Annotated in this window: 24 protein-coding genes and 1 tRNA gene; 14 read left to right on the forward strand and 11 right to left on the reverse strand. The window is 65.5% G+C overall.

All coding sequences use genetic code 11. The annotated features are described in order from the left end of the window. Positions 1–29: 29 nt before the first annotated feature. From hemA to C7H73_RS13805, 5 genes are all read left to right on the forward strand, one after another. Positions 30–1,337 (forward strand): glutamyl-tRNA reductase, encoded by a 1,308-nt coding sequence (gene hemA, locus C7H73_RS13785; protein ID WP_106847173.1) that lies wholly within the window; start codon positions 30–32, stop codon positions 1,335–1,337. A 116-nt stretch (positions 1,338–1,453) separates the two neighbouring features. Beyond that, positions 1,454–2,560, forward strand: coding sequence for a peptide chain release factor 1 (prfA, locus tag C7H73_RS13790; protein WP_106847174.1), 1,107 nt, complete (start codon positions 1,454–1,456; stop codon positions 2,558–2,560). A gap of 43 nt (positions 2,561–2,603) precedes the next feature. Next, positions 2,604–3,452: a peptide chain release factor N(5)-glutamine methyltransferase gene (gene prmC, locus C7H73_RS13795; RefSeq protein WP_106847175.1), complete on the forward strand. Its 849-nt coding sequence runs from the start codon at positions 2,604–2,606 to the stop codon at positions 3,450–3,452. 51 nt (positions 3,453–3,503) lie between these two features. Then, the gene (gene grxD, locus C7H73_RS13800; protein WP_106847176.1) at positions 3,504–3,833 is read left to right on the forward strand and encodes a Grx4 family monothiol glutaredoxin; all 330 of its coding nucleotides are present in this window, start codon (positions 3,504–3,506) and stop codon (positions 3,831–3,833) included. Between the two features lie 143 nt (positions 3,834–3,976). Then, positions 3,977–5,338: a hemolysin family protein gene (locus C7H73_RS13805; protein WP_106847177.1), complete on the forward strand. Its 1,362-nt coding sequence runs from the start codon at positions 3,977–3,979 to the stop codon at positions 5,336–5,338. Here C7H73_RS13805 and C7H73_RS13810 read toward each other — a convergent pair. Beyond that, a complete protein-coding gene (locus C7H73_RS13810; protein WP_106847178.1) occupies positions 5,314–6,000 on the reverse strand; it encodes a lytic transglycosylase domain-containing protein in 687 nt (228 codons plus the stop codon). The genes C7H73_RS13805 and C7H73_RS13810 overlap by 25 nt on opposite strands. Continuing rightward, entirely contained in the window at positions 5,997–7,742 is a 1,746-nt protein-coding gene (locus C7H73_RS13815) for a proline--tRNA ligase (RefSeq protein WP_106847179.1), read from the reverse strand. Before C7H73_RS13815 ends, C7H73_RS13810 begins: the two co-directional genes overlap by 4 nt. 89 nt (positions 7,743–7,831) lie before the next feature. Here C7H73_RS13815 and C7H73_RS13820 point away from each other — a divergent pair, with 89 nt between their 5' ends. Beyond that, the gene (locus tag C7H73_RS13820) at positions 7,832–8,524 is read left to right on the forward strand and encodes an RNA pyrophosphohydrolase (RefSeq protein ID WP_106847180.1); all 693 of its coding nucleotides are present in this window, start codon (positions 7,832–7,834) and stop codon (positions 8,522–8,524) included. A gap of 4 nt (positions 8,525–8,528) precedes the next feature. On the opposite strand, the gene proB is transcribed toward C7H73_RS13820, so the two are convergent. The 4 genes from proB to rplU form a co-directional block, all read right to left on the reverse strand. Next, positions 8,529–9,671: a glutamate 5-kinase gene (gene proB, locus C7H73_RS13825; RefSeq protein WP_106847181.1), complete on the reverse strand. Its 1,143-nt coding sequence runs from the start codon at positions 9,669–9,671 to the stop codon at positions 8,529–8,531. A gap of 79 nt (positions 9,672–9,750) precedes the next feature. Continuing rightward, positions 9,751–10,830, reverse strand: coding sequence for an Obg family GTPase CgtA (gene cgtA / locus C7H73_RS13830; RefSeq protein WP_106847182.1), 1,080 nt, complete (start codon positions 10,828–10,830; stop codon positions 9,751–9,753). Positions 10,831–10,924: 94 nt separating this feature from the next. After that, positions 10,925–11,182, reverse strand: coding sequence for a 50S ribosomal protein L27 (gene rpmA, locus C7H73_RS13835; RefSeq protein ID WP_106847183.1), 258 nt, complete (start codon positions 11,180–11,182; stop codon positions 10,925–10,927). Between the two features lie 18 nt (positions 11,183–11,200). After that, entirely contained in the window at positions 11,201–11,512 is a 312-nt protein-coding gene (gene rplU / locus C7H73_RS13840) for a 50S ribosomal protein L21 (protein WP_106847184.1), read from the reverse strand. Between the two features lie 181 nt (positions 11,513–11,693). Here rplU and C7H73_RS13845 point away from each other — a divergent pair, with 181 nt between their 5' ends. The 8 genes from C7H73_RS13845 to C7H73_RS13880 all read left to right on the forward strand — a co-directional run bounded on the left by C7H73_RS13845 (position 11,694) and on the right by C7H73_RS13880 (position 18,482). After that, the gene (locus tag C7H73_RS13845; protein ID WP_227001356.1) at positions 11,694–12,677 is read left to right on the forward strand and encodes a polyprenyl synthetase family protein; all 984 of its coding nucleotides are present in this window, start codon (positions 11,694–11,696) and stop codon (positions 12,675–12,677) included. Positions 12,678–12,699: 22 nt separating this feature from the next. Further along, positions 12,700–12,776 (forward strand) — tRNA-Pro (locus C7H73_RS13850). Between the two features lie 189 nt (positions 12,777–12,965). Then, positions 12,966–14,702: a type IV-A pilus assembly ATPase PilB gene (pilB, locus tag C7H73_RS13855; protein WP_106847186.1), complete on the forward strand. Its 1,737-nt coding sequence runs from the start codon at positions 12,966–12,968 to the stop codon at positions 14,700–14,702. A 24-nt stretch (positions 14,703–14,726) separates the two neighbouring features. Next, positions 14,727–15,944 (forward strand): type II secretion system F family protein, encoded by a 1,218-nt coding sequence (locus C7H73_RS13860; protein ID WP_106847187.1) that lies wholly within the window; start codon positions 14,727–14,729, stop codon positions 15,942–15,944. Further along, positions 15,944–16,831, forward strand: coding sequence for a prepilin peptidase (locus C7H73_RS13865; protein ID WP_106847188.1), 888 nt, complete (start codon positions 15,944–15,946; stop codon positions 16,829–16,831). The genes C7H73_RS13860 and C7H73_RS13865 overlap by 1 nt, the downstream gene beginning before the upstream one ends. A gap of 74 nt (positions 16,832–16,905) precedes the next feature. Further along, positions 16,906–17,448: a dephospho-CoA kinase gene (gene coaE / locus C7H73_RS13870; protein WP_264371566.1), complete on the forward strand. Its 543-nt coding sequence runs from the start codon at positions 16,906–16,908 to the stop codon at positions 17,446–17,448. A gap of 51 nt (positions 17,449–17,499) precedes the next feature. After that, a complete protein-coding gene (gene zapD, locus C7H73_RS13875; RefSeq protein ID WP_106847189.1) occupies positions 17,500–18,255 on the forward strand; it encodes a cell division protein ZapD in 756 nt (251 codons plus the stop codon). A gap of 11 nt (positions 18,256–18,266) precedes the next feature. Then, entirely contained in the window at positions 18,267–18,482 is a 216-nt protein-coding gene (locus C7H73_RS13880) for a DNA gyrase inhibitor YacG (RefSeq protein WP_106847190.1), read from the forward strand. Here the strand turns inward: C7H73_RS13880 and C7H73_RS15915 are convergent. The 5 genes from C7H73_RS15915 to C7H73_RS13905 form a co-directional block, all read right to left on the reverse strand. Next, complete coding sequence (locus C7H73_RS15915; RefSeq protein WP_157948355.1) at positions 18,470–18,571, reverse strand: DUF1330 domain-containing protein; 102 nt, start codon at positions 18,569–18,571, stop codon at positions 18,470–18,472. The genes C7H73_RS13880 and C7H73_RS15915 overlap by 13 nt on opposite strands. A gap of 198 nt (positions 18,572–18,769) precedes the next feature. After that, on the reverse strand, positions 18,770–19,468 hold the full coding sequence (locus C7H73_RS13890; protein WP_106847191.1) for an ABC transporter ATP-binding protein: 699 nt from the start codon (positions 19,466–19,468) through the stop codon (positions 18,770–18,772). Further along, positions 19,465–21,315, reverse strand: coding sequence for a branched-chain amino acid ABC transporter ATP-binding protein/permease (locus tag C7H73_RS13895; protein ID WP_106847192.1), 1,851 nt, complete (start codon positions 21,313–21,315; stop codon positions 19,465–19,467). The genes C7H73_RS13890 and C7H73_RS13895 overlap by 4 nt, the downstream gene beginning before the upstream one ends. Before the next feature lie 13 nt (positions 21,316–21,328). Then, positions 21,329–22,204, reverse strand: a complete 876-nt coding sequence (locus tag C7H73_RS13900) for a branched-chain amino acid ABC transporter permease (RefSeq protein ID WP_106847193.1) — start codon at positions 22,202–22,204, stop codon at positions 21,329–21,331. A gap of 151 nt (positions 22,205–22,355) precedes the next feature. Then, positions 22,356–23,576 (reverse strand): substrate-binding protein, encoded by a 1,221-nt coding sequence (locus C7H73_RS13905; RefSeq protein ID WP_227001357.1) that lies wholly within the window; start codon positions 23,574–23,576, stop codon positions 22,356–22,358. Between the last annotated feature and the right edge of the window lie 278 nt (positions 23,577–23,854).

Below are 23,854 nucleotides of genomic sequence, written 5' to 3' on the forward strand. Positions count from 1 at the left end.
CTGCGCCGCGAATTTTATAATCCCGCCCCATGGCAGTCTGGGCTCTCGGCATCAACCACACGACCGCTCCGCTCGACCTGCGGGGCCGCTTCGCGTTTGCGCTGGACCAGATCGCGCCCACGCTGCAGGGCCTGCGCCAGTCGCTGGCCGGCGGCGGCCAGCATCCGCAGGTCGAAACCGCCCTGCTGTCCACCTGCAACCGCACCGAGATCTACTGCGCCGCCCCCGCCTCGGCCATGGAGCACACGCTGGACTGGCTGGCCCACAGCGGCGGCGTCAGCGCCCAGCTGCTGCGCTCGCACTCCTACACGCTGGAAAACGGCCTGGCCGCGCGCCACGCCTTCCGCGTGGCCAGCGGGCTCGACTCCATGGTGCTGGGCGAGGCGCAGATCCTGGGCCAGATGAAGAACGCCGTGCGCGCCGCCGAAGGCGCCGGTGCCCTGGGCAGCACGCTCAACCAGCTGTTCCAGCGCAGCTTTGCCGTGGCCAAGGAGGTGCGCTCCAGCACCGACATCGGCGCGCACAGCATCAGCATGGCCGCCGCCGCCGTGCGCCTGGCCGGCCAGCTGTTCGAAGACCTGTCGCAGATCCGCGTGCTGTTCGTGGGCGCGGGCGAGATGATCGAGCTGTGCGCCACGCACTTCGCGGCCAGGAGCCCGAAACAAATCGCCATCGCCAACCGCACGCTGGAGCGCGGCGAGGCGCTGGCCACGCGCTTTGGCGGCTCCGTCATGCGCCTGGCCGACCTGCCCGATCACCTGCACGAGTTCGACGCCATCGTCAGCTGCACTGCCAGCCAGCTGCCCATCATCGGCCTGGGCGCCGTGGAGCGGGCTTTGAAGAAACGCCGCCACCGCCCCCTCTTCATGGTGGACCTGGCCGTGCCGCGCGACATCGAGCCCGAGGTCAAGGGCCTGGAAGACGTGTACCTGTACACCGTGGACGACCTGGCCGGCGTGGTGCAGACTGCCCAGGCCAACCGCCAGGCGGCCGTGGCCCAGGCCGAGGCCATCATTGACGCCGGCGTGCAAAGCTTCATGCACTGGATGGACCTGCGCCGCCCCGCGGCCCAGGGCGCGGCCGTGGTGCCGCTGATCCAGCAGCTGCACCGCCAGACGGACGAATGGCGCCAGCTGGAGATCGCCCGCGCCAAGCGGCTGCTGGCCCGCGGCGAGGACGTGGACACGGTGCTGGAGGCCCTCTCGCGGGGCCTCGCGCAAAAGATGCTGCACGGCACCATGGCCGAGCTGCGCGCCGGCGACGCCGATGCGCGCGAGCAGACGGCGCAGACCGTCTCGCGCCTGTTCCTGCGCTCGCACAGCAAGAGCGCGCTGTAGCGGCGCTCGCCGCGCCCTGCAGACCAGTTTCAGGTCAAATCGGCCTGAAACGCCCGCCAGTCAAGCGCGGGCAGCTACCGAAACAGTAGCAACCCAACCCCTCTCCCTCCCCGCCCATGCAACCCTTTCTCCGCACCCAGTTGGAGCGCTACGCGCAGCGCCTGGCCGAACTGGACTTCCTGCTCTCGCGCGAAGACATCATGGCCGACATGCAGCAGTACCGCGTGCTGTCACGCGAGCACGCCGAGGTGACGGCCGTGGCCGGCCGCTGGGCCCGCTGGCAGCAGCGCGAGGCCGATCTGGCCGGCGCCCAGGACATGCTGGAAGACCCCGACATGGCCGAGCTGGCGCAGGACGAGATCGCCGCCGCCACCCATGACCTGGCGGAGCTGGCGGACGAGCTGCAGCGCCTGCTGCTGCCCAAGGACCCGGATGACGAGCGCAACGCGTTCCTCGAAATCCGCGCCGGCACGGGCGGCGACGAATCCGCCCTGTTCGCCGGCGACTTGGCGCGCATGTACACTCGCTACGCGGCCGCAGCCGGCTGGCGCGTGGAGGTCATGAGCGCGCACGAGGCCGAGCTGGGCGGCTACAAGGAGGTGGTGCTGCGCGTCGAGGGCCGCGCTGGTGACGGCCCCTCCGGTAGCGGTGCCTACGGCCGCCTGCGCTTCGAGTCCGGCGGCCACCGCGTGCAGCGCGTGCCCGCCACCGAGACGCAAGGCCGCATCCACACCAGCGCCTGCACCGTGGCCGTGATGCCCGAGCCCGACGCAAGCCAGGCCATCACGCTGAACCCGGCCGACCTGCGCATCGACACCTTCCGCGCCAGCGGCGCTGGCGGCCAGCACATCAACAAGACCGACTCGGCCGTGCGCGTGGTGCACCTGCCCACCGGCATCGTCGCCGAGTGCCAGGACGGGCGCAGCCAGCACAGCAACAAGGCCAAGGCGCTGGCCGTGCTGCAGGCGCGCATCCAGGAAAAGGAACGCAGCGAGCGCGCCGCCAAGGAAGCCGCGATGCGCAAGGGTCTGGTGGGCAGCGGCGACCGCAGCGACCGCATCCGCACCTACAACTTTCCGCAGGGGCGGCTCACCGACCACCGCATCAACCTGACGCTGTACAAGCTGCTGGCCGTCATGGAGGGCGATCTGCAGGAAGTGCTGGACGCCCTGCAGCACGCCCGCGAGGCCGAGCTGCTGGCCGAGCTGGAAACGGCGATTTGAGCCAAAACAGCCTCCAGCCCTTGCCAGACAAGCGCGAGCAGCTATGAATATAGAAGCAACCATCGCCCAGGCCCTGGCCCGCGCGCAGGCCGGCGGCCTGGCCCGCATCGACGCGCAGATGCTGCTGCTGCACCTGCTGCAGCGCCCCTTGCACGAACGCGCCTGGCTGCTGACGCACGACGGCGACGCCCTGCCAGGCGATGCCCTGGCCCGCTATCAGGCCCTGTGCGCGCGCCGTGCGGCGGGCGAGCCGGTGGCCTATCTCACGGGCAGCAAGGAGTTCTACGGCCTGGCGCTGGAGGTGGATGCCCGGGTGCTCGACCCGCGCCCGGACACCGAGACACTGGTGGACTGGGCTTTGGCGCTGGCTGCGCCCACGGCGCGCATGGCCGACCTGGGCACCGGCAGCGGTGCCATCGCCCTGGCCCTGCAGAGCCGGCGCCCGCTGGCCCAAGTGCTGGCCGTGGACGCCAGCGCCGCCGCCCTGGCCGTCGCCCAGGCCAACGCCCGGCGGCTGGGCCTGCCCGTGCAGTTCGCGCAGGGCAGCTGGCTGCAGGGCATCGCCGGCCCGTTCGATGTGATCGTGAGCAACCCACCCTACATCCCGGCCGGCGACCCGCACCTGGCCGCCCTCGGGCACGAACCGCTGTCGGCGCTGGCCAGCGGCGCCGACGGGCTGGACGACATCCGCGCCATCGTCGCCCAGGCTCCCTCGCGCCTGGCCCGTGGCGGCTGGCTGCTGCTGGAGCATGGCTGGGACCAGGCGGACGCCGTGCAGGCCCTGTTGCGCGCGGCCGGCTTCGATCAGGTACAAAGCCGGCACGACCTGGCCGGCATAGCCCGATGCAGCGGCGGGACAATGCCTGCGAAACATCCAGGCCCGATGAAATAATCCCCTCCATCGCCCCGCGCCGGGGCACCCCACCCACCAGGAGCATCACCCATGAGCGACGTCCAGCAACGCATCGAGCAACTCGTCAAGACCAACGACATCCTGCTGTTCATGAAGGGCAGCGCCAGCTTCCCCATGTGCGGTTTTTCCGGCCGCGCCATCCAGATCCTCAAGGCCTGCGGCGTGGACGCCAAGGACATCGCCACCGTGAACGTGCTGGACGACCAGGAAATCCGCCAGGGCATCAAGGACTTCAGTCACTGGCCCACCATCCCGCAGCTGTACGTGCGCGGCGAGTTCGTCGGCGGCTCGGACATCATGATGGAGATGTACGAGTCCGGCGAGCTGCAGCAGGTAGTGAGCGGCCAGCAGGCCGGCTGACCCGCCGCGCCCGGCACCGACAACCGCCTTGCGAGGCGGTTTTTTTGCGCCCGCCGCAGGGGCGGGCGCGCCCGCGGCCGGCCGCTACACTCCCCGCAGTGCCACCACCGTGGCCGCGCCCGTCGCCGGCCGGCCACCCCTTTATGACCCTGACCCAAAGCCTGCTCGTCATCGCCCTGCTCATCGCCGCGAGCGCGTTCTTCTCGGTGGCCGAACTGTCGCTGGCCGCCTCGCGCCGCCTGCGCCTGCGCCAGATGGCCGACGAGGGCGACGGGCGCGCCGCGCGGGTGCTACTGATGCAGGAGCAGCCGGGCGACTATTTCACGGTGGTGCAGGTGGGCCTGAACGCGGTGGCCATCCTGGGCGGCATCGTCGGCGAAGGCGCCCTGAGCCCCTATTTCTCCGACGTGCTGGCGCTGTGGCTGGCGCAGCCGCAGGCGCAGACGATGGGCTTTTGGGCCTCTTTCCTGGTGGTGACCTCGCTGTTCATCCTGTTCGCGGACCTGCTGCCCAAGCGGCTGGGCATGGCGAACTCCGAGCGCATGGCGGTGCTCGTCGTGGGGCCCATGCAGTGGTGCATGCGGCTGTTCAAGCCGCTGATCTGGCTGTACAGCCGCGCTGCCGATGCGCTGCTGCGCCTGTCGGGCCTGCCCTCGCAGCGCGACGAGCGCGTCACCTCGGACGACATCCTGGCCATGATGGAAGCGGGCGCGCGCTCGGGCGTGCTGGCGGCGCGCGAGCAGCAAGTCATCGAAAACCTGTTCGAGCTGGACACGCGCAGCGTGGTCAGCGCCATGTCCACGCGCGACCGCGTGGCCTACTTCCTGCGCGACGACCCGGACCACGTGATCCGGGCGCGCATCGCCAACGAGCCGTTTTCCACCTACCCGGTGTGTGTGGACGACATCGACCACGTGGTGGGCTACGTGGACGCCAAGGACTTGTTCCAGCGGGCGCTGAACAACCAGCCCATCTCCCTGGCCGAGGAAGGCCTGGTACACAAGGCCCTGATCGTGCCCGACCGGCTGTCGCTGGCCGAGGTGCTGGAGCAGTTTCGCCAGGTGCACGAGGACTTTGCGGTCATCGTCAACGAGTACAGCCTGGTGGTGGGGGTGGTGACGCTCAACGACGTGATGAGCACCGTGATGGGCGACCTGGTGGGGCCGAGCTCGGACGAGGAAGAGCAGATCGTGCGGCGCGACGAGAACTCCTGGCTGGTGGACGGCATCACGCCCATCAACGACGTGCTGCACGCCCTGGCCATCGACGAGCTGCCGCACGCGGACGAGTACGAGACGCTGGCCGGCTTTCTGACGGTGATGCTGCGCCGCGTGCCGCGGCGCACCGACAGCGTCACGCTCAGCGGCTACAAGTTCGAGGTGATCGACGTGGACAGCTACCGCGTTGACCAGGTGCTGGTGTCGCGGCTGAGCCCGCTGCGCACCAGCGCCGGGGATTCACCGCCGCCCGGGCACGAGCCTCAGGCGGCAGACGTGCGCTCCTGAAAGAACCAGTTGCGCTGCGCGGCAAACACCGCGCTGGGATAAGGCGCGCGGCCGCGGCTGCCGTTGTAGCGGCCCAGGGCCAGGTACAGGTCGCCCCGCTCGCGATCCAGGTAATGGCGCAGGATGACGCAGCCAAAGCGCAGGTTGGTCTGCATGTGAAACAGCTTGGCCGGGTCGCCGTCACCGATCGCGCGCGTCCAAAACGGCATGACCTGCATGTAGCCGCGCGCGCCCACGGAGGACACGGCGAACTTGCGAAAAGCGCTCTCCACCTGGATCAGGCCCATCACCAGGGACACATCCAGCCCGGCGCGCTTGGCCTCGTACCAGACGGTCTGCAGGAAGTCGCGGCGCACCTCCCAGGCGGGCTTGCGGCTGCGCAGGCGCTCGCTCATGGTGCCCAGCCAGCGCAGGTACAGCAGGCGCGCCTCGGTGCTGACGAACAGCGGCTCGGGCGGAGCCAGGTCGGCCACGGCGGAGCTGAGCGCCGAGCGTACGGAGTCGATGAGCGGTTCTTCCAGCTGGCTGCTGGCGTGCGCCGCAGCAGGCAGGCCCAGCCATGCAGCCGGCCCTGCCGCCAGCGATGCCAGCAGGCAGGCGCGGCGCGACAGCGCGCCGCGCAGCACGGGCGCTGCTGCCGCCCCAGTTGCCTCAAATGTCATGCTGTCAAACGTTCCTTCACGTACGCAAGTATGTCGCCCGCGCCCACCTTGGTGGCGCTGCTGTCGCGGCGGTGCTGGTATTCCACCTGGCCTTCCTTCAAGCCCCGATCGGACAGCACCACGCGGTGCGGCACGCCGATCAGCTCCCAGTCCGCGAACATGGCGCCCGGGCGCTCGCCGCGGTCGTCCAGCAGCACATCGACGCCAGCGGCCAGCAGCTCCTCATAGAGCTTTTCGGCAGCGGCCTTCACTTCCTGACTGCGGTCCATGCCGATGGGGCACAGCACCACGGTAAACGGCGCGATGGCGTCGGGCCAGATGATGCCGCGCTCGTCGTGGTTTTGCTCGATGGCGGCGGCCGGCAGGCGCGTCACGCCGATGCCGTAGCAGCCCATCTCGAAGTGCGCCGGCTTGCCGTCTTCACCCAGGAAGGTGGCGTTCATGGCCTTGGAGTATTTGGTGCCCAGGTAGAACACGTGGCCGACTTCGATGCCGCGCTCGATGGTAAGTTCCCCCCGGCCGTCGGGCGAGGGGTCGCCGGCCACGACGTTGCGCAGGTCGGCCACGGCTTCGGGTTCGGGCAGGTCGCGGCCCCAGTTCACGCCGGTGATGTGGTGGCCCTCCTGGTTGGCGCCGCAGATCCAGTCGGCCATCACGGCCACCTCGCGGTCGGCAACGATGCGCACGGGCTTCTTCAGGTCCAAGGGGCCCAGGTAGCCGGGCTTGGCACCGAAGTGCTCCTCGATCTCGGGCACGGTGGCAAAGCGAAAGCCGTTGTCCAGCCCGGGCACCTTGGAGACCTTGATCTCGTTCATGTCGTGGTCGCCGCGCAGCAGCAGTAGCCAGACCCGCACGCCGACGGCCTCGCCTGCCTCGTTCAGCTCGTCGGTAGCCAGCACCAGCGACTTCACGGTGCGGGCCAACGGCACGCCCAGCAGCCCGGCCACGTCGGCGCAGGTGGCCTTGCCGGGCGTGGGGGTGAGCGTGCGCGGCTGGCTGGCGGCAGGGCGCGGACCGGCAGGTGGCGCGCTCTCGGCCTTTTCCATGTTGGCCGCGTAGTCGCTGGTGGGGCAATAGACGATGGCGTCCTCGCCGGTGGCGGCGATGACCTGGAATTCTTCGCTCAGATCGCCGCCGATGGCGCCCGAGTCAGCCGCCACGGCGCGATACGTCAGGCCGAAGCGATCGAAGATGCGGCGATAGGCCTCGGCCATGGCCTGGTAGCTGGCCTTGGCGCCGGCCTGATCGCGGTCGAAGGAGTAGGCGTCCTTCATGGTGAACTCGCGCCCGCGCATCAGCCCGAAGCGCGGCCGGCGCTCGTCGCGGAACTTGGTCTGGATCTGGTAGAGATTCTTGGGCAGCTGCTTGTAGCTGCGCAGCTCCTGGCGGGCGATGTCAGTGACCACTTCCTCGCTGGTGGGCTGGATGACGAAGTCGCGCGCGTGGCGGTCTTGAATGCGCAGCAGCTCCGGCCCCATCTTCTCGAAACGCCCCGTTTCCTGCCACAGCTCGGAAGGCTGCACCACGGGCATGGCGCACTCCACGGCACCGGCGCGGTTCATTTCCTCGCGCACGATCGCTTCGACCTTGCGGATCACGCGCAGGCCCATGGGCATGTAGGTGTAGATGCCGGCGCCCAGCTTCTTGATCATGCCAGCGCGGGTCATGAGCTGGTGGCTGACCACCTCGGCGTCGGCGGGCGCCTCTTTGAGGGTGGAGACAAAGAATCGGGAAGCTTTCATGGGGGAACCTGGCCACCGCTGCGGGTGTGCTTGCTGCACGCGGGGGTGCGTGCATAATGACTACAGTTTGAAAAATTTGGGGTCAGATTATGCTCGACCGGGACGGTTTCCGCCCAAACGTCGGCATCATCCTGCTCAACCAGAAGAATCAGGTGTTCTGGGGCAAGCGTATACGCACCCACAGCTGGCAGTTTCCGCAGGGCGGCATCGACCGCGGAGAAAGTCCGGAACAGGCCATGTTCCGGGAGCTTCACGAAGAAGTCGGACTGCAGCCTACCCAGGTACGTGTCATTGCCCGCACCCGCGACTGGTTGCGCTACGAGGTGCCAGACCGGTTCATCCGCCGCGACGCGCGTGGACACTACCGCGGCCAAAAGCAGATCTGGTATCTGCTGCAGCTGATAGGCCACGACTGGGACTTGAACCTGCGTGCCACCAATCATCCGGAGTTCGACGCCTGGCGTTGGAACGAGTACTGGGTGCCGCTGGACGTGGTGGTCGAGTTCAAGCGCGGCGTCTATGAGATGGCATTGACCGAACTGGCCCGTTTCGTCCCCCGGTACGAACAGCGCAACCGCTACCTGCGCAGCGGCATGCGCTCGCGCGAGCACGACGGCCTGCAGATGCCTTCGCACCGCAGCGGCGGCAGCATGCTGGTACGGCCGGGAGTGGAGCTGCCGCCGGGCGCCAGCTTCGACCCGGACCCGCAAAACAGTATGCCGGCCCCGTTGGAGCCCCTGGCACCGGTCACACGCAGCCTGCAGCCGGGCGACAAGGGCTGACCGCTCAGTGCTGCGGCGACAACACCATGTTGTCGCGGTGCACCATCTCCGGCTCGGCGGCGTAGCCCAGCAGCTGCTCGAACTGCGACGACGGCTTGCGGCACAAAAGCCGCGCCTCGGCACTGGCATAGTTGGCCAAGCCCCGGGCAATCTCGCTGCCGGCCGCGTCGCGCACGGCAATCACGTCGCCCCGGTCGAAGTCGCCTTCCACCGCCACCATACCGATAGGCAGCAGGCTCTTGCCTTCGCCGCGCAGCTTGGCGGCCGCGCCGGCATCCACCGTCACCGCGCCGCGCAGCTGCAGGTGGTCCACCATCCACTGCTTGCGTGCGTGGTATTTGGCGGTCTGCGCCACCAGCAGCGTGCCGATGGCTTCGCCACGCGCCAGGCGCAGCAGCACGTCGCTCTCGCGCCCCCAGGCGATCACGGTGGATGCGCCCGAGCCCGCCGCGCGCTTGGCGGCGATGATCTTGGTCAGCATGCCGCCCTTGCCGATGCTGGAGCCCGCGCCGCCAGCCATGGCCTCCAGCGCCGGGTCGCCGGCCTGCGCCTCATGCACGAACTGCGCGGCGGGGTCGCGCCGGGGGTCGGCCGTGTACAGGCCTTTCTGGTCCGTCAGGATGACCAGCGCATCGGCCTCCACCAGGTTGGCCACCAGGGCGCCCAGGGTGTCGTTGTCGCCGAACTTGATCTCGTCGGTGACTACCGTGTCGTTCTCGTTGATAACCGGCACCACGCCCAGGCGCAGCAGCGTCAGCAGCGTGGAGCGCGCGTTCAGATAGCGCTCGCGGTCGGCCAGGTCGGCGTGGGTCAGCAGCACCTGGGCGCTGCCCATGCCCTGCTCGCGCAGTTTGGTCTCGTACATCTGCGCCAGGCCCATCTGGCCCACGGCGGCAGCGGCCTGCAGCTCGTGGATCTCGCGCGGACGCTTGCCCCAGCCCAGCCGCTTCATGCCTTCGGCAATGGCGCCGCTGGAGACCATGATGACCTCGCGCGGCGCGCCCGCCTCGCCGCGCACCAGGGCCGCCAGCTGGCGGCTCCATTCGCCGATGGCGACCTCGTCCAGCCCGCGCCCCTCGTTGGTGACGAGGCTGGAGCCGACCTTGACCACGATGCGCCGGGCATCACGCAACACACTGGAGTTCATGTTTGAATGAAATCGGGCTCCAGCCCTTGCCTGGCAAGCGCTGGCAGCTATTTTAATGATAGCAACTCGAAGGAGCGGGTCAGGCTGGCTGGTCCTGGTCGCCGGCAAAGCGAGGATCCACCTCGACCGGCTCTGCGTTGGCTGCCTTCTGCTCGGCATGCACGTGCTGGTAGATGGTGCGGATCAGCAGCTCGCAGCCCTCGCGCGTCAGGGCAGAGATCTCGAACACCGGCCCCTTCCATTTGAAGCGCTTGACGAAATCCTGCACGCGTGCGGCGCGCTCCTCGGCCGGCACCATGTCCAGCTTGTTGAGCACCAGCCAGCGCGGCTTGGCGTGCAGCTGGGCGTCGTACTTCTTCAGCTCGCCCACGATGGCCTTGGCCTGCGCGACCGGGTCCACCGCATCGTCGAAGGGCGCCAAGTCAACCACATGCAGCAGCAGCCGGGTGCGCTGCAGGTGGCGCAGAAACAGGTGGCCCAGGCCCGCGCCCTCGGAGGCGCCCTCAATCAGGCCGGGGATGTCGGCGACGACGAAGCTCTGCTCCGGCCCGACCCGCACCACGCCCAGATTGGGGTGCAGCGTGGTGAAGGGGTAGTCGGCGATCTTCGGGCGCGCGTTGGAGACGGCGGCGATGAAGGTGGATTTGCCGGCGTTGGGCATGCCCAGCAGCCCCACGTCGGCCAGCACCTTCAGCTCCAGCTTGAGGTTCTTGCGCTCGCCCGGCCAACCAGGCGTCTTTTGCCGTGGCGCGCGGTTGATGGCGCTCTTGAAGCGCATGTTGCCAAAACCACCGTCGCCGCCCTTGGCGATCATGATGACCTCGCCCGGCTGCAGCAGTTCGTACAGCACCTCGCCCGTCTCGGCGTCGCTCAGGATGGTGCCCACGGGCATCTTCAGCGTGATGTCGCTGCCGGCCGCACCGAACATGTCCGAGCCCATGCCGTGCTCTCCGCGCCTGGCCTCATGGCGGCGCGAGTAGCGGTAGTCAACGAGCGTGTTCAGGTTCGGATCGGCCACGGCGAACACATGCCCTCCCCGCCCGCCGTCGCCGCCGTTGGGCCCGCCAAATTCCTTGTATTTTTCGTGGCGGAACGACACGCAGCCATTGCCCCCATCGCCGGCGGCAATGTCGATAAAGGCTTCGTCGACAAATTTCATGGTTGTGCAGTTTACAAAAGCGCGCCTGCAGGGCGCGCAAACGACAAAGCCCCGGCGATGCGGGGCTTTGCGGATCACGCCGGGGCGACTGCGGTCAGACCGGAGTCACGCTCACGGTGTGCTTGGACAGGGCACCCTTCGTGCTGAAGGACACGTGGCCGTCCACCAGGGCGAACAGCGTGTGGTCCTTGCCGAGGCCGACATTCACGCCGGGGTGCATGCGCGTGCCGCGCTGGCGCACGATGATGGAGCCTGCGCTGATCAGCTCACCACCATAGGCCTTCACGCCGAGCATCTTGGGCTTGGAATCGCGCCCGTTTCGCGTAGAGCCGCCGCCTTTTTTCTGTGCCATGAGATCTGCTCCTGGTAGTTAAGCGGCAATCGCCTCGATCTGCAGCTCAGTGAACTGCTGGCGATGGCCTTGACGTTTCTGATAGTGCTTGCGACGGCGCATCTTGAAGATGCGAACCTTGTCGTGCTTGCCGTGAGCCACGACGGTGGCCTTCACGCTTGCGCCGGATACCAGGGGCGTACCGACCTTGAGTTCGGTGCCGTTGCCGACAGCCAGAACCTGGTCAATCACGATCTCCTGGCCTACTTCCGCAGCAATCTGTTCTATCTTAATTTTTTCGCCAGCGGCAACGCGATACTGCTTGCCACCGGTTTTTATGACCGCGTACATGTAAACCTCGTTCAGTTGGAGTTCCGCAAACAAATTTTTGCGGAACCTGCGATTCTACTACGCCTCGCCAAAAACACCAATGCCCGCGCCCACTTGCACTCCCCCATGGGACGACGCGCGCAGCGGCCGACCACACAGGCGTTCCTATAATCGCGGGTTTGCCACCAACCGGCCACCCACCTTGGCAGTCCATTCTCCCAGCACCGCCGCCGCCCTTGCCTTGATCGCCCAGGACATGCAGGAGGTGGACAAGGTCATCGCTACCCGTCTGCAGTCCAGCGTGCCGCTGGTGGGCCAAGTGGCCCGGTACATCATCTCCGCGGGCGGCAAGCGCCTGCGCCCCGCCCTGCTGCTGCTGGTCAGCGGCGCGCTCGGCTATCAGGGTGTGCAACGCTTCAATCTGGCGGCGGTGGTCGAATTCATCCATACCGCCACCTTGCTGCACGATGACGTGGTGGACGAATCCACCCTGCGCCGTGGGCGCGCCACGGCCAACGAAAGCTTTGGCAACCCGGCGAGCGTGCTGGTAGGCGATTTTCTGTATTCACGCTCCTTCCAGATGATGGTGGACACGGGCAACATGCGCGTCATGCAGGTGCTGGCCGACGCCACCAATGTCATTGCCGAAGGCGAAGTGCAGCAGCTCATGAATACGCATGATGCATCGCTGGACGAAGCCGGCTATCTGGAGGTGATTCGGTCCAAGACCGCCAAGCTGTTCGAGGCCAGCGCCCGCCTGGCTGCGCTTCTGTCCGGCAGCAGCGCCGACATCGAGCAGGCCTGCGCCGACTACGGGCAGGCACTGGGCACCGCGTTTCAGGTGATCGACGACGTGCTGGACTATGACGGCGACGCCGGTGAGATGGGCAAGAATCTGGGCGACGACCTGCGCGAGGGCAAGGTGACCCTGCCGCTCATCATCGCCATGCAGCGCGGCAGCGCCGAGCAGCAGCAATTGCTGCGCCGGGTGATCGAGACCGGCTCGACCGAAGATCTGCCTGCCGTGATCGCCATCATCCGCGAGACGGGAGCCCTAGACGCCACGCGCCATGCTGCAGCCGCGCAGGCGCAACAGGCCATCGACGCCGCGCACAAGCTGCCAGTCAATTCTTACTCTGAAGGTTTGCTACAATTGGCGGCTCAGCTGCTTGATCGGCGCACTTGAAGTGCGCAGGCCAAAGAGCTTTCGGGGTGTAGCTTAGCCTGGTAGAGCGCTACGTTCGGGACGTAGAGGCCGGAGGTTCGAATCCTCTCACCCCGACCAGGATTCATCCAAACATTACAAATGTGTAGCCCCTGGCCAACATTGGCACAGGGGCTTTTTTTGGCTATTCCGCTACGCTGCAGGTGGCACGGCACATCCATACTGCGCCCAGCGGGCAGGCCGCGCGAGTATTGAAGATGGGCGGTGATAGGATGGTTTCCTTTTCCCGCACAAGACTCTGCTGGTTACATGGCTGCCGTCAATACTCCTCAAAAAGAAGCCCAGCCTATCGCGCTGCCGGGCTTGGCGCGCGCATTGATGTCGGTTGGAAAACTGACGCAACAATCAGCCGAAGAAGTTTACAAAAAATCACAGGCTTCGCGAGCCAGTTTCATTGCCACTTTGACGGCTGCCGGCAGCATCACGCCGGCAGAAGTGGCGCACACCGTGTCCAGCGTCTTCGGAGCCCCACTGCTGGACATTGACGCGCTCGATCCGCTGCGTATCTCCAAGGAATTGCTGGATATCAAGCTGTGCCAAGCCTACGGTGTCGTGGCCCTGAGCAAGCGCAGCAACCGGCTGATCGTCGCCACGGCGGATCCGACCAATCAGGAGGCTGCAGAGAAGATCAAGTTCACCACGCAAATGGGCGTGGATTGGGTGATTGCCGAACACGACAAACTGCTGCGCTTGATCGAGGCTACCGCCAAGGGCGGGCCGGAGTCGATGGATGCCATCGTTAGCGGCGGCGACTTCGAGTTTGACGACACCTCGATGGAGGCAGCGGCCGAAGAAGAGGACGCCCAGACGAATGAGGTCGAAGACGCGCCCATCGTCAAGTTTTTGCACAAGATGCTGCTCGATGCGTTCAACATGCGCGCGTCCGATTTGCACTTCGAACCTTACGAGCATCACTACCGGGTGCGCTTTCGCGTCGATGGCGAGTTGCGCGAGATTGCATCGCCGCCCATTGCCATTAAGGAGAAGCTGGCCTCGCGCATCAAGGTGATCTCGCGCCTGGACATCTCCGAAAAGCGCGTGCCCCAGGATGGCCGCATGAAGCTGAAAGTAGGCCCGGACCGGGTGATCGACTTTCGCGTGAGCACGCTGCCCACCCTGTTCGGCGAGAAGATCGTGATCCGTATCCTGGACCCCAGCAGCGCCAAGCTGGGCATTGAAGCGCTGGGCTACGAGCCGGAGGAGAAGGAGCGGCTGCTGCGTGCCATCGGCCGCCCCTACGGAATGATCCTGGTGACGGGGCCTACCGGTTCGGGCAAGACGGTGTCCCTCTATACCTGCCTGAATCTGTTGAACAAGCCGGGCGTGAATATCGCTACAGCCGAAGACCCTTCGGAAATCAACCTGCCCGGCGTGAACCAGGTCAACGTCAATGAAAGGGCCGGCCTCACTTTCGCCACAGCGCTGAAGGCATTTCTGCGCCAGGATCCGGACATCATCATGGTGGGTGAAATCCGTGACCTGGAAACGGCGGACATTTCCATCAAGGCGGCGCAGACCGGTCACCTGGTTCTGTCCACGCTGCACACCAACGACGCGCCCACCACGCTCACGCGCATGCGCAACATGGGCATTGCGCCGTTCAACATCGCCTCCAGCGTGATTTTGATCACCGCACAACGCCTGGCACGTCGCCTGTGCCCCAATTGCAAGGAGCCGGCCGACATTCCGCACGAATCATTGCTGGATGCCGGCTTCAGCGAGGAAGAGATCGATGGGTCCTGGACACCCTACCGGCCGGTGGGCTGTTCAGCATGCAACAACGGCTACAAGGGCCGGGTGGGCATCTACGAGGTGATGCCGATCACTGAAGATTTGCAGCGCATCATCCTGGCCGACGGCAGCGCTCTGGAAATCGCTGCCCAGGCGCGGCTCGAGGGAGTGCGCTCGCTGCGCCAGTCCGGGCTGCACAAAGTAAAAACGGGAATGACGTCGCTGGAGGAAGTCCTGGGCGTCACCAACGAATAGAACCGCAAAAAAAGAGGGTGAGATATGGCTACGGCTGCATCAAGGAACATCAAGGACGCAGTCTTTGAGTGGGAGGGCAAGGACCGCAGCGGCAAGATCGTGCGCGGTGAAGTGCGTGCTTCCGGCGAGAACCAGGTCAAGGCCACGCTGCGCCGCCAGGGCGTTCTGGCCACCAAGATCAAGAAGCGCCGCACGCGCTCGGGCAAGAAGATCAAGCCCAAGGACATTGCGCTGTTCACACGGCAGATGGCAACCATGATGAAGGCAGGCGTGCCACTGCTGCAGTCCTTTGACATCGTGGGCCGGGGCAATACCAACGCCAGCGTGACCAAGCTGCTCAATGACATCCGGGCGGACGTGGAAACCGGCACATCGCTGAATTCTGCGTTCCGCAAGTACCCGATGTACTTCGACAGCCTTTATTGCAACCTGGTGGAAGCGGGCGAGGCGGCCGGTATTTTGGAAGCTCTGCTGGACCGGCTGGCGCTGTACATGGAGAAAACTGAGGCCATCAAGTCCAAGATCCGCTCGGCGCTGATGTACCCCATCTCCGTGGTCGTGGTGGCCTTCGTGGTGGTCACCGTCATCATGATTTTCGTGATTCCGGCGTTCAAGGAGGTCTTTACCTCCTTCGGAGCCGACCTGCCAGCGCCCACGCTGCTGGTTATGGCCATCAGCGAATTCTTTGTCGCCTATTGGTGGCTGATTTTCGGCGTGCTCGGCGGAGGGTTCTACTTCTTCATGCAGGCCTGGAAGCGCAGCGAGAAGATGCAGGCCACCATGGACCGGCTGCTGCTGAAGCTGCCCGTCTTCGGCGCCCTGATCGACAAATCGGCCGTCGCGCGCTGGACGCGCACGCTGTCCACCATGTTCGCTGCGGGCGTACCGCTGGTGGAAGCGCTGGACTCCGTGGGCGGAGCTGCAGGCAACTACGTCTATGCCTCGGCCACCGAACGCATCCAGCAGGAGGTTTCCACCGGCACCAGCCTCACGGCGGCCATGGGCAATGCCAACGTTTTCCCTTCCATGGTGCTGCAGATGTGCGCCATCGGTGAGGAATCCGGCGCCCTGGACCATATGCTGGGCAAGGCGGCAGATTTCTACGAAGCCGAGGTGGATGAGATGGTGGCCGGCCTGTCCAGCCTGATGGAGCCCATCATCATCGTGTTTCTGGGCACCCTCATCGGCGGCATCGTGGTGTCGATGTACCTGCCCATCTTCAAGCTGGGACAAGTGGTCTGATGACCGGCTCCCCCCTTGCCGATGCCGTGTTGATCGGTATCGTCGGGCTGCTCGTGGGCAGCTTCCTGAATGTAGTCATCTACCGCCTGCCGCTGATGATGGAGCGCCAGTGGGCTGACGAGTGCACGCAATATGCCCAGGACAGCGGCCTGCTGGCTCAGGCCAGCCAGCCAGCCGAGAAAGCAGCCGAGCGCTTCAACCTCCTGGTTCCGCGCTCGCGCTGCCCTTCCTGCGGACACGGCATCCGCTGGTTCGAGAACGTGCCGGTACTGAGCTGGCTGGCTTTGCGGGGGCGTTGCGCCGCTTGCAAGGCGCCCATCAGCGCACGCTATCCTCTGGTGGAGCTGGCCACGGGCGCACTGTTCTATGCCTGCGCCGCCAAGTGGGGATGGACGGCCACCACGGCCGTCTGGTGTGTGTTCTGCGCGGCGTTGGTAGCCCTGACCTTCATCGACTGGGACACTACACTGCTGCCCGACGACATCACCCTGCCGCTGCTGTGGGGCGGCTTGCTGGCTTCGGCAGCGGGGCTGACGGCCGTACCGCTGACCGATGCCGTGATCGGTGCAACCGCGGGCTACCTGTCGCTTTGGGCCGTCTATTGGGGCTTCAAACTGGCCACGGGCAAGGAGGGCATGGGCTACGGGGACTTCAAACTCTTTGCGGCCCTCGGGGCCTGGTTCGGCTGGCAGGCTTTGGTGCCCATCATCTTGCTCGCCTCGGTCATCGGGGCCCTGGTCGGCATCGCAATGAAATTCGCCAGCAGCTTGCGCGATGGCAAATATGTGCCGTTCGGCCCGTTTCTGGCCGGCGGTGGCTTTGCCGCTCTGCTGTGGGGACCGGGACGCATCATGCAAGCGGTGTTCTCCACCCTGGGTTTGGCGTGACGGCAGCGCGCCAGCGCGCGTTGCGGCTGGGCGTGACGGGCGGAATCGGCAGCGGCAAAAGCACTTTTGCCGCCATGCTGCACAGGTGCGGCGCAGCACTGGTGGACGCCGATCAGCTCGCACGTGCGACGACGGAAAGTGGTGGCAGCGCCATCGACGCCATCCGCGAGCAGTTTGGCGAAGGTTTCATCAATGCCAGCGGCGCCATGGACCGCGACCGAATGCGCGCCCTGGCCTTCTCCGAGCCGCAGGCGCGCGAACGACTGCAGGCCATCATCCACCCCCTCGTAGGCTTGGCGATCGTGCAGGCGCAGCAGCAGGCCGAAGCGGCCGGCCATAGGGTGGTGGCGCTGGACATCCCCCTGCTTACCGAGTCGCCCCGCTGGCCGCGCCAGCTCGATGCAGTACTGGTGGTGGATTGCCGTGAGGAGACGCAGATTGAGCGCGTGCGTTTGCGCAGCGGCTTGGACGAGGCGGCAGTGCGGGCCATCATGGCCACGCAAAGCAGCCGTGCCACGCGGCGCGCAGCAGCCGACTGGGTGGTTTTCAATGAAGGCCTGGGTCTGCCCGAACTGCTGGCCGTGGCCCGTCAGATCAGTGCAAGCTTGGGACTATGATGCACGGGGCGCCGGCGATGCGGCCGCGCGCCTGCCCGGAAAGTCCGCAGCGTGATCCTGTACGAATACCCCTTCAACGAACGTCTGAGAACCTACCTGCGGCTGGAGCAGCTGTTTCGCCGCCTGGGTGAGCTGGCTGGCCGCAGCCATCCGCTGGATCACCACTATGCACTGGTGACCATCTTCGAGGTGATGGATGTGGCAGCGCGTGCCGATCTCAAGACCGACGTGCTCAAGGATCTGGAAAGGCACAAGCATCAGCTGGAGGGTTTTCGCGGCAATCCCTCGATTTCCGAGGCTGCCCTGAACGCAGTGATCGATCAGCTGGACCAGTGCTTTTCTGCCCTGAACTCCCAAAGCGGCAAGGCCGGCCAGTCACTGACCGAAAACGAGTGGCTGATGAGCATCCGCAGCCGTGTGGGCATCCCTGGCGGTACCTGCGGCTTCGATCTGCCGGCCTACTACTCTTGGCAGCATCTGCCGGCGCCACAGCGTCAGCAGGATCTGAATCGTTGGACCGCCACGCTGGCTCCCCTAGCCGATGCCATCTTGCTGCTGCTCAGGTTGCTGCGCGACACGGGCATGCCCCAGAAGGTGGCGGCCGAGCGCGGCCAGTTCCAGCAGAACCTGCCGCAGGGCCGCACCTTCCAGCTGCTGCGCCTGGCCATCGATCCGGACCTGCAGCTGATCCCGGAAATCAGCGGCAATCGACTGATCGTCTCGGTGCGCCTGATGCGCCAGGAAGAAAGCGGCCGGCTGGTGGCAACCAACGAAGATGCCGCCTTTGAACTCACGCTGTGCGCTTGAGTCGATCCTTCATGGCGCAAACACTTTCAACATCCGACGTAGCCGCAGCCAGGCAGGTCCCCTGCCCGGCATGTGGCGGGCCCAGCCTGTACAGCCCGGCAAACCCTTCCCGGCCTTTTTGCAGCGAGCGCTGCAGGAAGATTGATCTAGGCGCGTGGGCCAACGACGAATTCCGCATGCCGGACAACGAACCAGCGGACCCGGGCGCGAGCGATCAAACCTCGTAGATCGTCAGCACCTCGTCGGCCGCCCAGCTGCGCAGTGCGCTCAGCGCCTGGTAAGAGGGCGAAGCGAGCCAGCCGTGGGCCGCCCGCACAGGCGGAAAGGCGATGGCGACGATATCGCCATGGGCTCAGCGCCGCACAAGACCGCCACCGCCGGGCCGCGCAGCAGCAGCTGGCCACCCCAGGGCAGCAGCATGGCGGGAGCGCAGCTGCGGTATCGGTCTCACAGCTGCGCGTTTTTCACGCTGATGCGCCCGACGGCGTGGGCGGCAGGCATGCCGAGGCCTCGCTCAGACACCCAGGTAGCGCTGGATGATCTCCGGCTGAGCCTTGAGATCGGCGGCCGTGCCCTCGTGTGCAATATGGCCGTTGTTCAGGATATAGACCCGTTTGGCCAGCGACAGCGTGGCCGCCAGGTTCTGCTCGATCAGCACGATCGTCTGCCCCGCTTGGGCCAGCTCCCGGCAGATGCGCACCAGGTCCTTGACGATCACCGGAGCCAGGCCTTCGAACGGCTCATCCAGCAGGATGATTTTCGGGTCGCGTACCAGTGCACGGGCGATGGCCAGCATCTGCTGCTCGCCGCCCGACAGGTCGGTGCCCCGGCTGCGGCAGCGGTCTTTCAGGCGGGGGAACATCTCGTAGATGCGCGCCAGAGGCCACTTGTGGTCAGCTGTCAGGCCGGCCAGGATGATGTTCTCCTCCACGCTGAGGCTGCCGAAAATCCTGCGCTCTTCGTGCACCAGCTGCATGCCCTGGCGCGCGATCACGTGCGCCTTCTTGCCAGCCAGCTCCACGCCGTCCAGCTTGACGCTGCCGCTGCGGGGCTTGACCACGCCCATCAGGCTTTTGAAGGTGGTTGATTTCCCGGCTCCGTTGCGGCCCAGCAGCGCGACCACCTCGTTTTGCTCCACGTGCAGTGCAACGTCGAACAGGATGTGGCTGTCGCCGTAATAGCTGTTCAGGCCAGTGACTTCGAGCAGACTCATGCCACCTCCTCATAAACACCCCCGAGGTAGGCCTCCTGGACCTTCGGGTTGGATTTGATCTCTTCAGGCGTGCCTTCCACAAGCAAGCTGCCCTCCTGCAGTACGGTGACCTTGCCGACCAGCTCGAACAACGAGTCCATGTCGTGATCGATGATGACCAGGGTGCGCCCGCGGGCGATGGACTTGAGAAGCGCCACGGTTTCCACGCGTTCTTGCGGGCTCATGCCGGCCAGCGGCTCGTCCAGCAGCAGCAGGCTGGGTGACGTGGCCAGCGCAAGGCCGATTTCCAGCCGGCGTTTCTCGCCGTAGGCCAGCTCGGACACCGGTGCATCCAGGCGCGCCGTCAGGTTCACCAGCGTGGCCGTCTGCTCCACCAGGCGGTTCAGCTTGGGCACCTTGTTCAGGTTGCGGAACAGGTCGAGCTTGAACTTGCCGCGCAGCTCGCCCAGGGCAGCAATGGTCAGGTTCTGGCGTACCGTCAGCCGCTCGAAAAGCTGGTTGATCTGGTAGCTCTTGGTCAGGCCCATCTGGCAGGCATCCGTGACGTTCATTTCCGTGATGTCCTTGCCGTCGAAGATGATCCGGCCGGCCGTAGGCTCGACCTCACAGGTCAGCATCTTGAAGAACGTGCTCTTGCCTGCCCCGTTGGGACCGATGATGCCGCGGATCTCGCCGTGATCGACCGTGAAGTCGATGTCGCTGTTGGCCAGCAGGCCACCGTAGCGCTTGGTCAGCCCGGTCGCCTTGAGGATCGGCCCCGTTTTGCCGGTTGTCGTCTTGATGGCCACCGCTGCGTCACCGCCCATGTCCGCACGCGCAGCAGGCGCAGCAGCCACGGCCGCGGGAGCTGCCCCCACCGGCGAGGCCACCTGACGCCGATGGCGCAGCTTGCCGTAGAGGTCGGAAATGGCCCCAGCCAAGCCGCGGCGCAGGAAGCACACCAGCAGCACGAACACAATGCCCAGGATCAGCCTCCAGGTCGCTCCCAGGTTGAGCACGGTCTGGAAGAAGTCGCTGAGATACAGCCAGACGATGGCACCCAGCAGCGGCCCGAACAGGGTGCCTGCGCCGCCGATGGCGGTTTGCATCACGATCTCGCCCGAGGTTGCAAACATGAAAGCATCCGGCGGCATGAAGCCTTGCATCATGCCCAGCAGGCCGCCGCCGAAGCCGGCGTACATCGCCGCGATGACGAACACCACCAGCTTGTAGCTGCGAACGTTGTGCCCCAGCGCCTGGGCGCGCAGTGGGTTTTCGCGAATGGCACGCATGACCAGGCCAAACGGCGAGCGCACGATGCGCAGCGCAATCACCAGCCCCACGAAGTACCAGAACGCGAAGAAGGCGTACATCTGCAGGTTGCTGGTGAATTCCAGTGTCGTGAAGCCCAGCGGCAGGTTCGGCGGCGGCACGCCTGGCAGACCGTTCTCGCCGCCGGTGTATTGCGACAGCGGGTTGAACTCCACAAAGAAAAACACTTCGGCGATGGCCACCGTGATCATCGCGAAATAGATACCCGTGCGCCGCAGTGCGATCAGGCCGATGACGTAGCCGATCACCCCCGCGAAGGCAGTGCCGAGAAACAGCGCCGCGATGGTGTTGGTAAACGAGGTCTGCGTCAGCAAATAGGCCGCGAACATGCCGCCGGAGCCGAAGAAGGCCGACTGGCCGAACGACAGCAAGCCGGTGTAGCCAAACAGCAGGTCAAAGCCGATGCCGACCAGGCCCCAGATCAGGATGCGGTTGATGGTGGCCGGAGAAAAGCCCAGATGGGGCAGCACGAAGGGTGCGGCTACCAGTGCCAGGATGGTCAGCGCCTCGACGAGGAAGGGACGTTGTCTTGTCATGGTGTGGTTCCCTTCATTCGCGGCCGACGCTGCCAAGCAGACCGCGCGGGCGCAGCACCAGCACCAGCGTCATCGCCACGAACAGCATGACGTAGGAGTAGGCGGGGTTGACCATGGAAGTCAGGCTGATGATCTCCCCGGCAATCAGGCCGCCCAGGATGGCACCGGGAAACGAGCCCACGCCGCCGATCACGACCACGACGAAGGTCTGCACCAGGATGGCATCGCCCACGTCTGGCGCCACGGAGACTACGGGCGCGTTGACGATGCCGGCAAAACCCGCAGCCATGGCGCCGATGCCGAACACCAGCATGAAGATGCGATAGACGTTGATGCCGAGCGAGTCCACCATCACGGAGTCCTCGATACCGGCGCGCACGATCATGCCGATGCGGGTGCGGTACAGCACCCAATACAGAACGAACAATGCCACCGCGATGATCGCCAGCAGGCCGATACGGTAGGTGGGATAGACCATGAAGCCCAGCTGCGTGATGCCCGTGAGCGGCGCCGGCGGCGGCACGGTCTTGGACAGGCTGCCGAAGAAGAACCGCACGGCCTCGACGAAGACGATGCCGAGGCCGAAGGTCACCAGGAGCTGATCCTCGGGCGGGCGGGAGTAGAAGTGGCGGATGATCAACTGCTCCGTGATCAGGCCCACCACCATCACGAACAAGGCCCCGGCAACGACCGCGACGATGAATGAGCCGGTGTAGGTGTAGGCCATCCAGCCGGCGTAGCCGCCCAGCATGAACATGGCCCCATGCGCCAGATTGAGCACGCCCAGCGTGCCGTAGATGATCGTCAGGCCGGAGGAGATCAGCGCCAGCAAGGCACCGAGCACCAGCCCGTTGAAGCATTGTGAGATGAAGTTGGCCCAATTGATCACGCTGACCTGCCTTGATCGAGGAGTGGTGAGAGAGGGTTTTCGGCCGCGGACATCCGCTGCGCGGCTGGCGACGGCGCGGAGTCTGCAGGGAGCGAAAACGGCAGAAGCGAGGCACAGGCGCCGGGCAACAGCCCGGGCCTGCCCTGGCCGGTCAGGTGTAGTCGCCGAGCTTGCAGCCGAAGGCGTCGGGGGGCTGGATCACCTTGTCGCCCGGCACCACTTCCACCACTTCCCAGAAATCTTCCGGGTTCTTCATGTCCTTCTTGGCCTTGCCGCGGACGATGATGACGGGGCGCACGTACTGGTGGTCCTGCGGGCGGTAGTGGAAGTCGCCCAGCAGGTGGGGAACGGGCTCGCCCTTCTCCCATTGCTTGATGACATCGGGCGGATAGAAGCTGCCCGCCTCCGTCACCATGCGCGCCCAGTGGGCGAAGCTCATATAGCCGTTTTCTGCGCCCCACTCAGGGCGGTAGCCGTACTTCTTCTGGAAGGACTCGACGAACTGCTTGGCCAGCGGGTACTTGTCCTCCAGGGTCCACCAGAAGTCGGTGGCGGCGAACACCCCTTCGCTGATGTCCACCCCCGCCTCGCGGGCGAAGAACGGGATCTGGTAGGGCAGCACCAGCGTCATCTTGGGCAGCAGGCCGAATTGCTTGGCCTGCTGGCTCGACAGCACGGCGTCGCGGCCCCAGTTCACGTTGATCAGGAAGTCGGCACCGGCGTTGGCGATGTTGGTGAGGTACTGGCTGAAGTCCTGCGTGCCCAGCGGCGAGACCTGGTTGGTGACCATGGTCCAGCCGGCCTGCTTGACCAGGAATTCACGCACCGACTCGGTGGTGGTATGGCCATAGGTGTAGTCCGGCGTCATGAATGCCGCCTTGCGGTTCTTGCCGAACTGCTTGACCAATATGGGGCCAATGGCATTGGCGCACATTTCGCCATAAACGCCCTGGCGGAAACCATAGCGCACGCAGTCCTTGCCGGTGGTGTCATTCGACCCAGAAATACCGGCCATATAGAGAATCTTTTCGCGCTGCGCGAATTTATTCAGGGCCACTGCCACGGCCGACGACGTCGAGCCGATCATTGCCACGATCTTGTTTTGATTGATGAATGTCTGCTCGACCTGCAGGGCCTGATTCGGTTTTGCCGCAGAATCGGCGGACAGAAACCCCACCTTCTTGCCCAATACGCCATTATTGATTTTGGGCGCCAGTTTCTTCATCAGTTCGTGATTCGAATTGATGTGCTCGATGGCCAGCTCCATCCCCTTGCGCTCGTCTTCGCCCTGCACGGCGTAGGCACCCGTCAGCGGCACCGCGGCGCCGATATAGACCGTATTGCCCTGCGAGCCTGCCGGCCAGGTGCCCATGGCGGGCTTGTCCGCAGCGAATGCCCAGCGCACCCCGGCCACGCCGCTCAGAGCCAGGCCCGCACCCGCCTGCAGCGCGCCTCGCCGGGAGATATAGGGAGCCGACCCGTTTGTGGATTGCGTCTTTGACATGTGTCTCCTTCTTTCGGCTTATGGTGCCGTCCGGGCCAAGCGGAACCCGTTGGTTTGAGAAACGGTGAGGCGACTTCTGGGGCAAGCCCGCTGACATCAGAATGAAACTGACACCTGTCCAAGTGCACCACTGCTCGCGAGAACTG

The sequence above is a fragment of the Pulveribacter suum genome (genome assembly GCF_003013695.1).
Lineage (GTDB): Bacteria > Pseudomonadota > Gammaproteobacteria > Burkholderiales > Burkholderiaceae_C > Melaminivora > Melaminivora suum.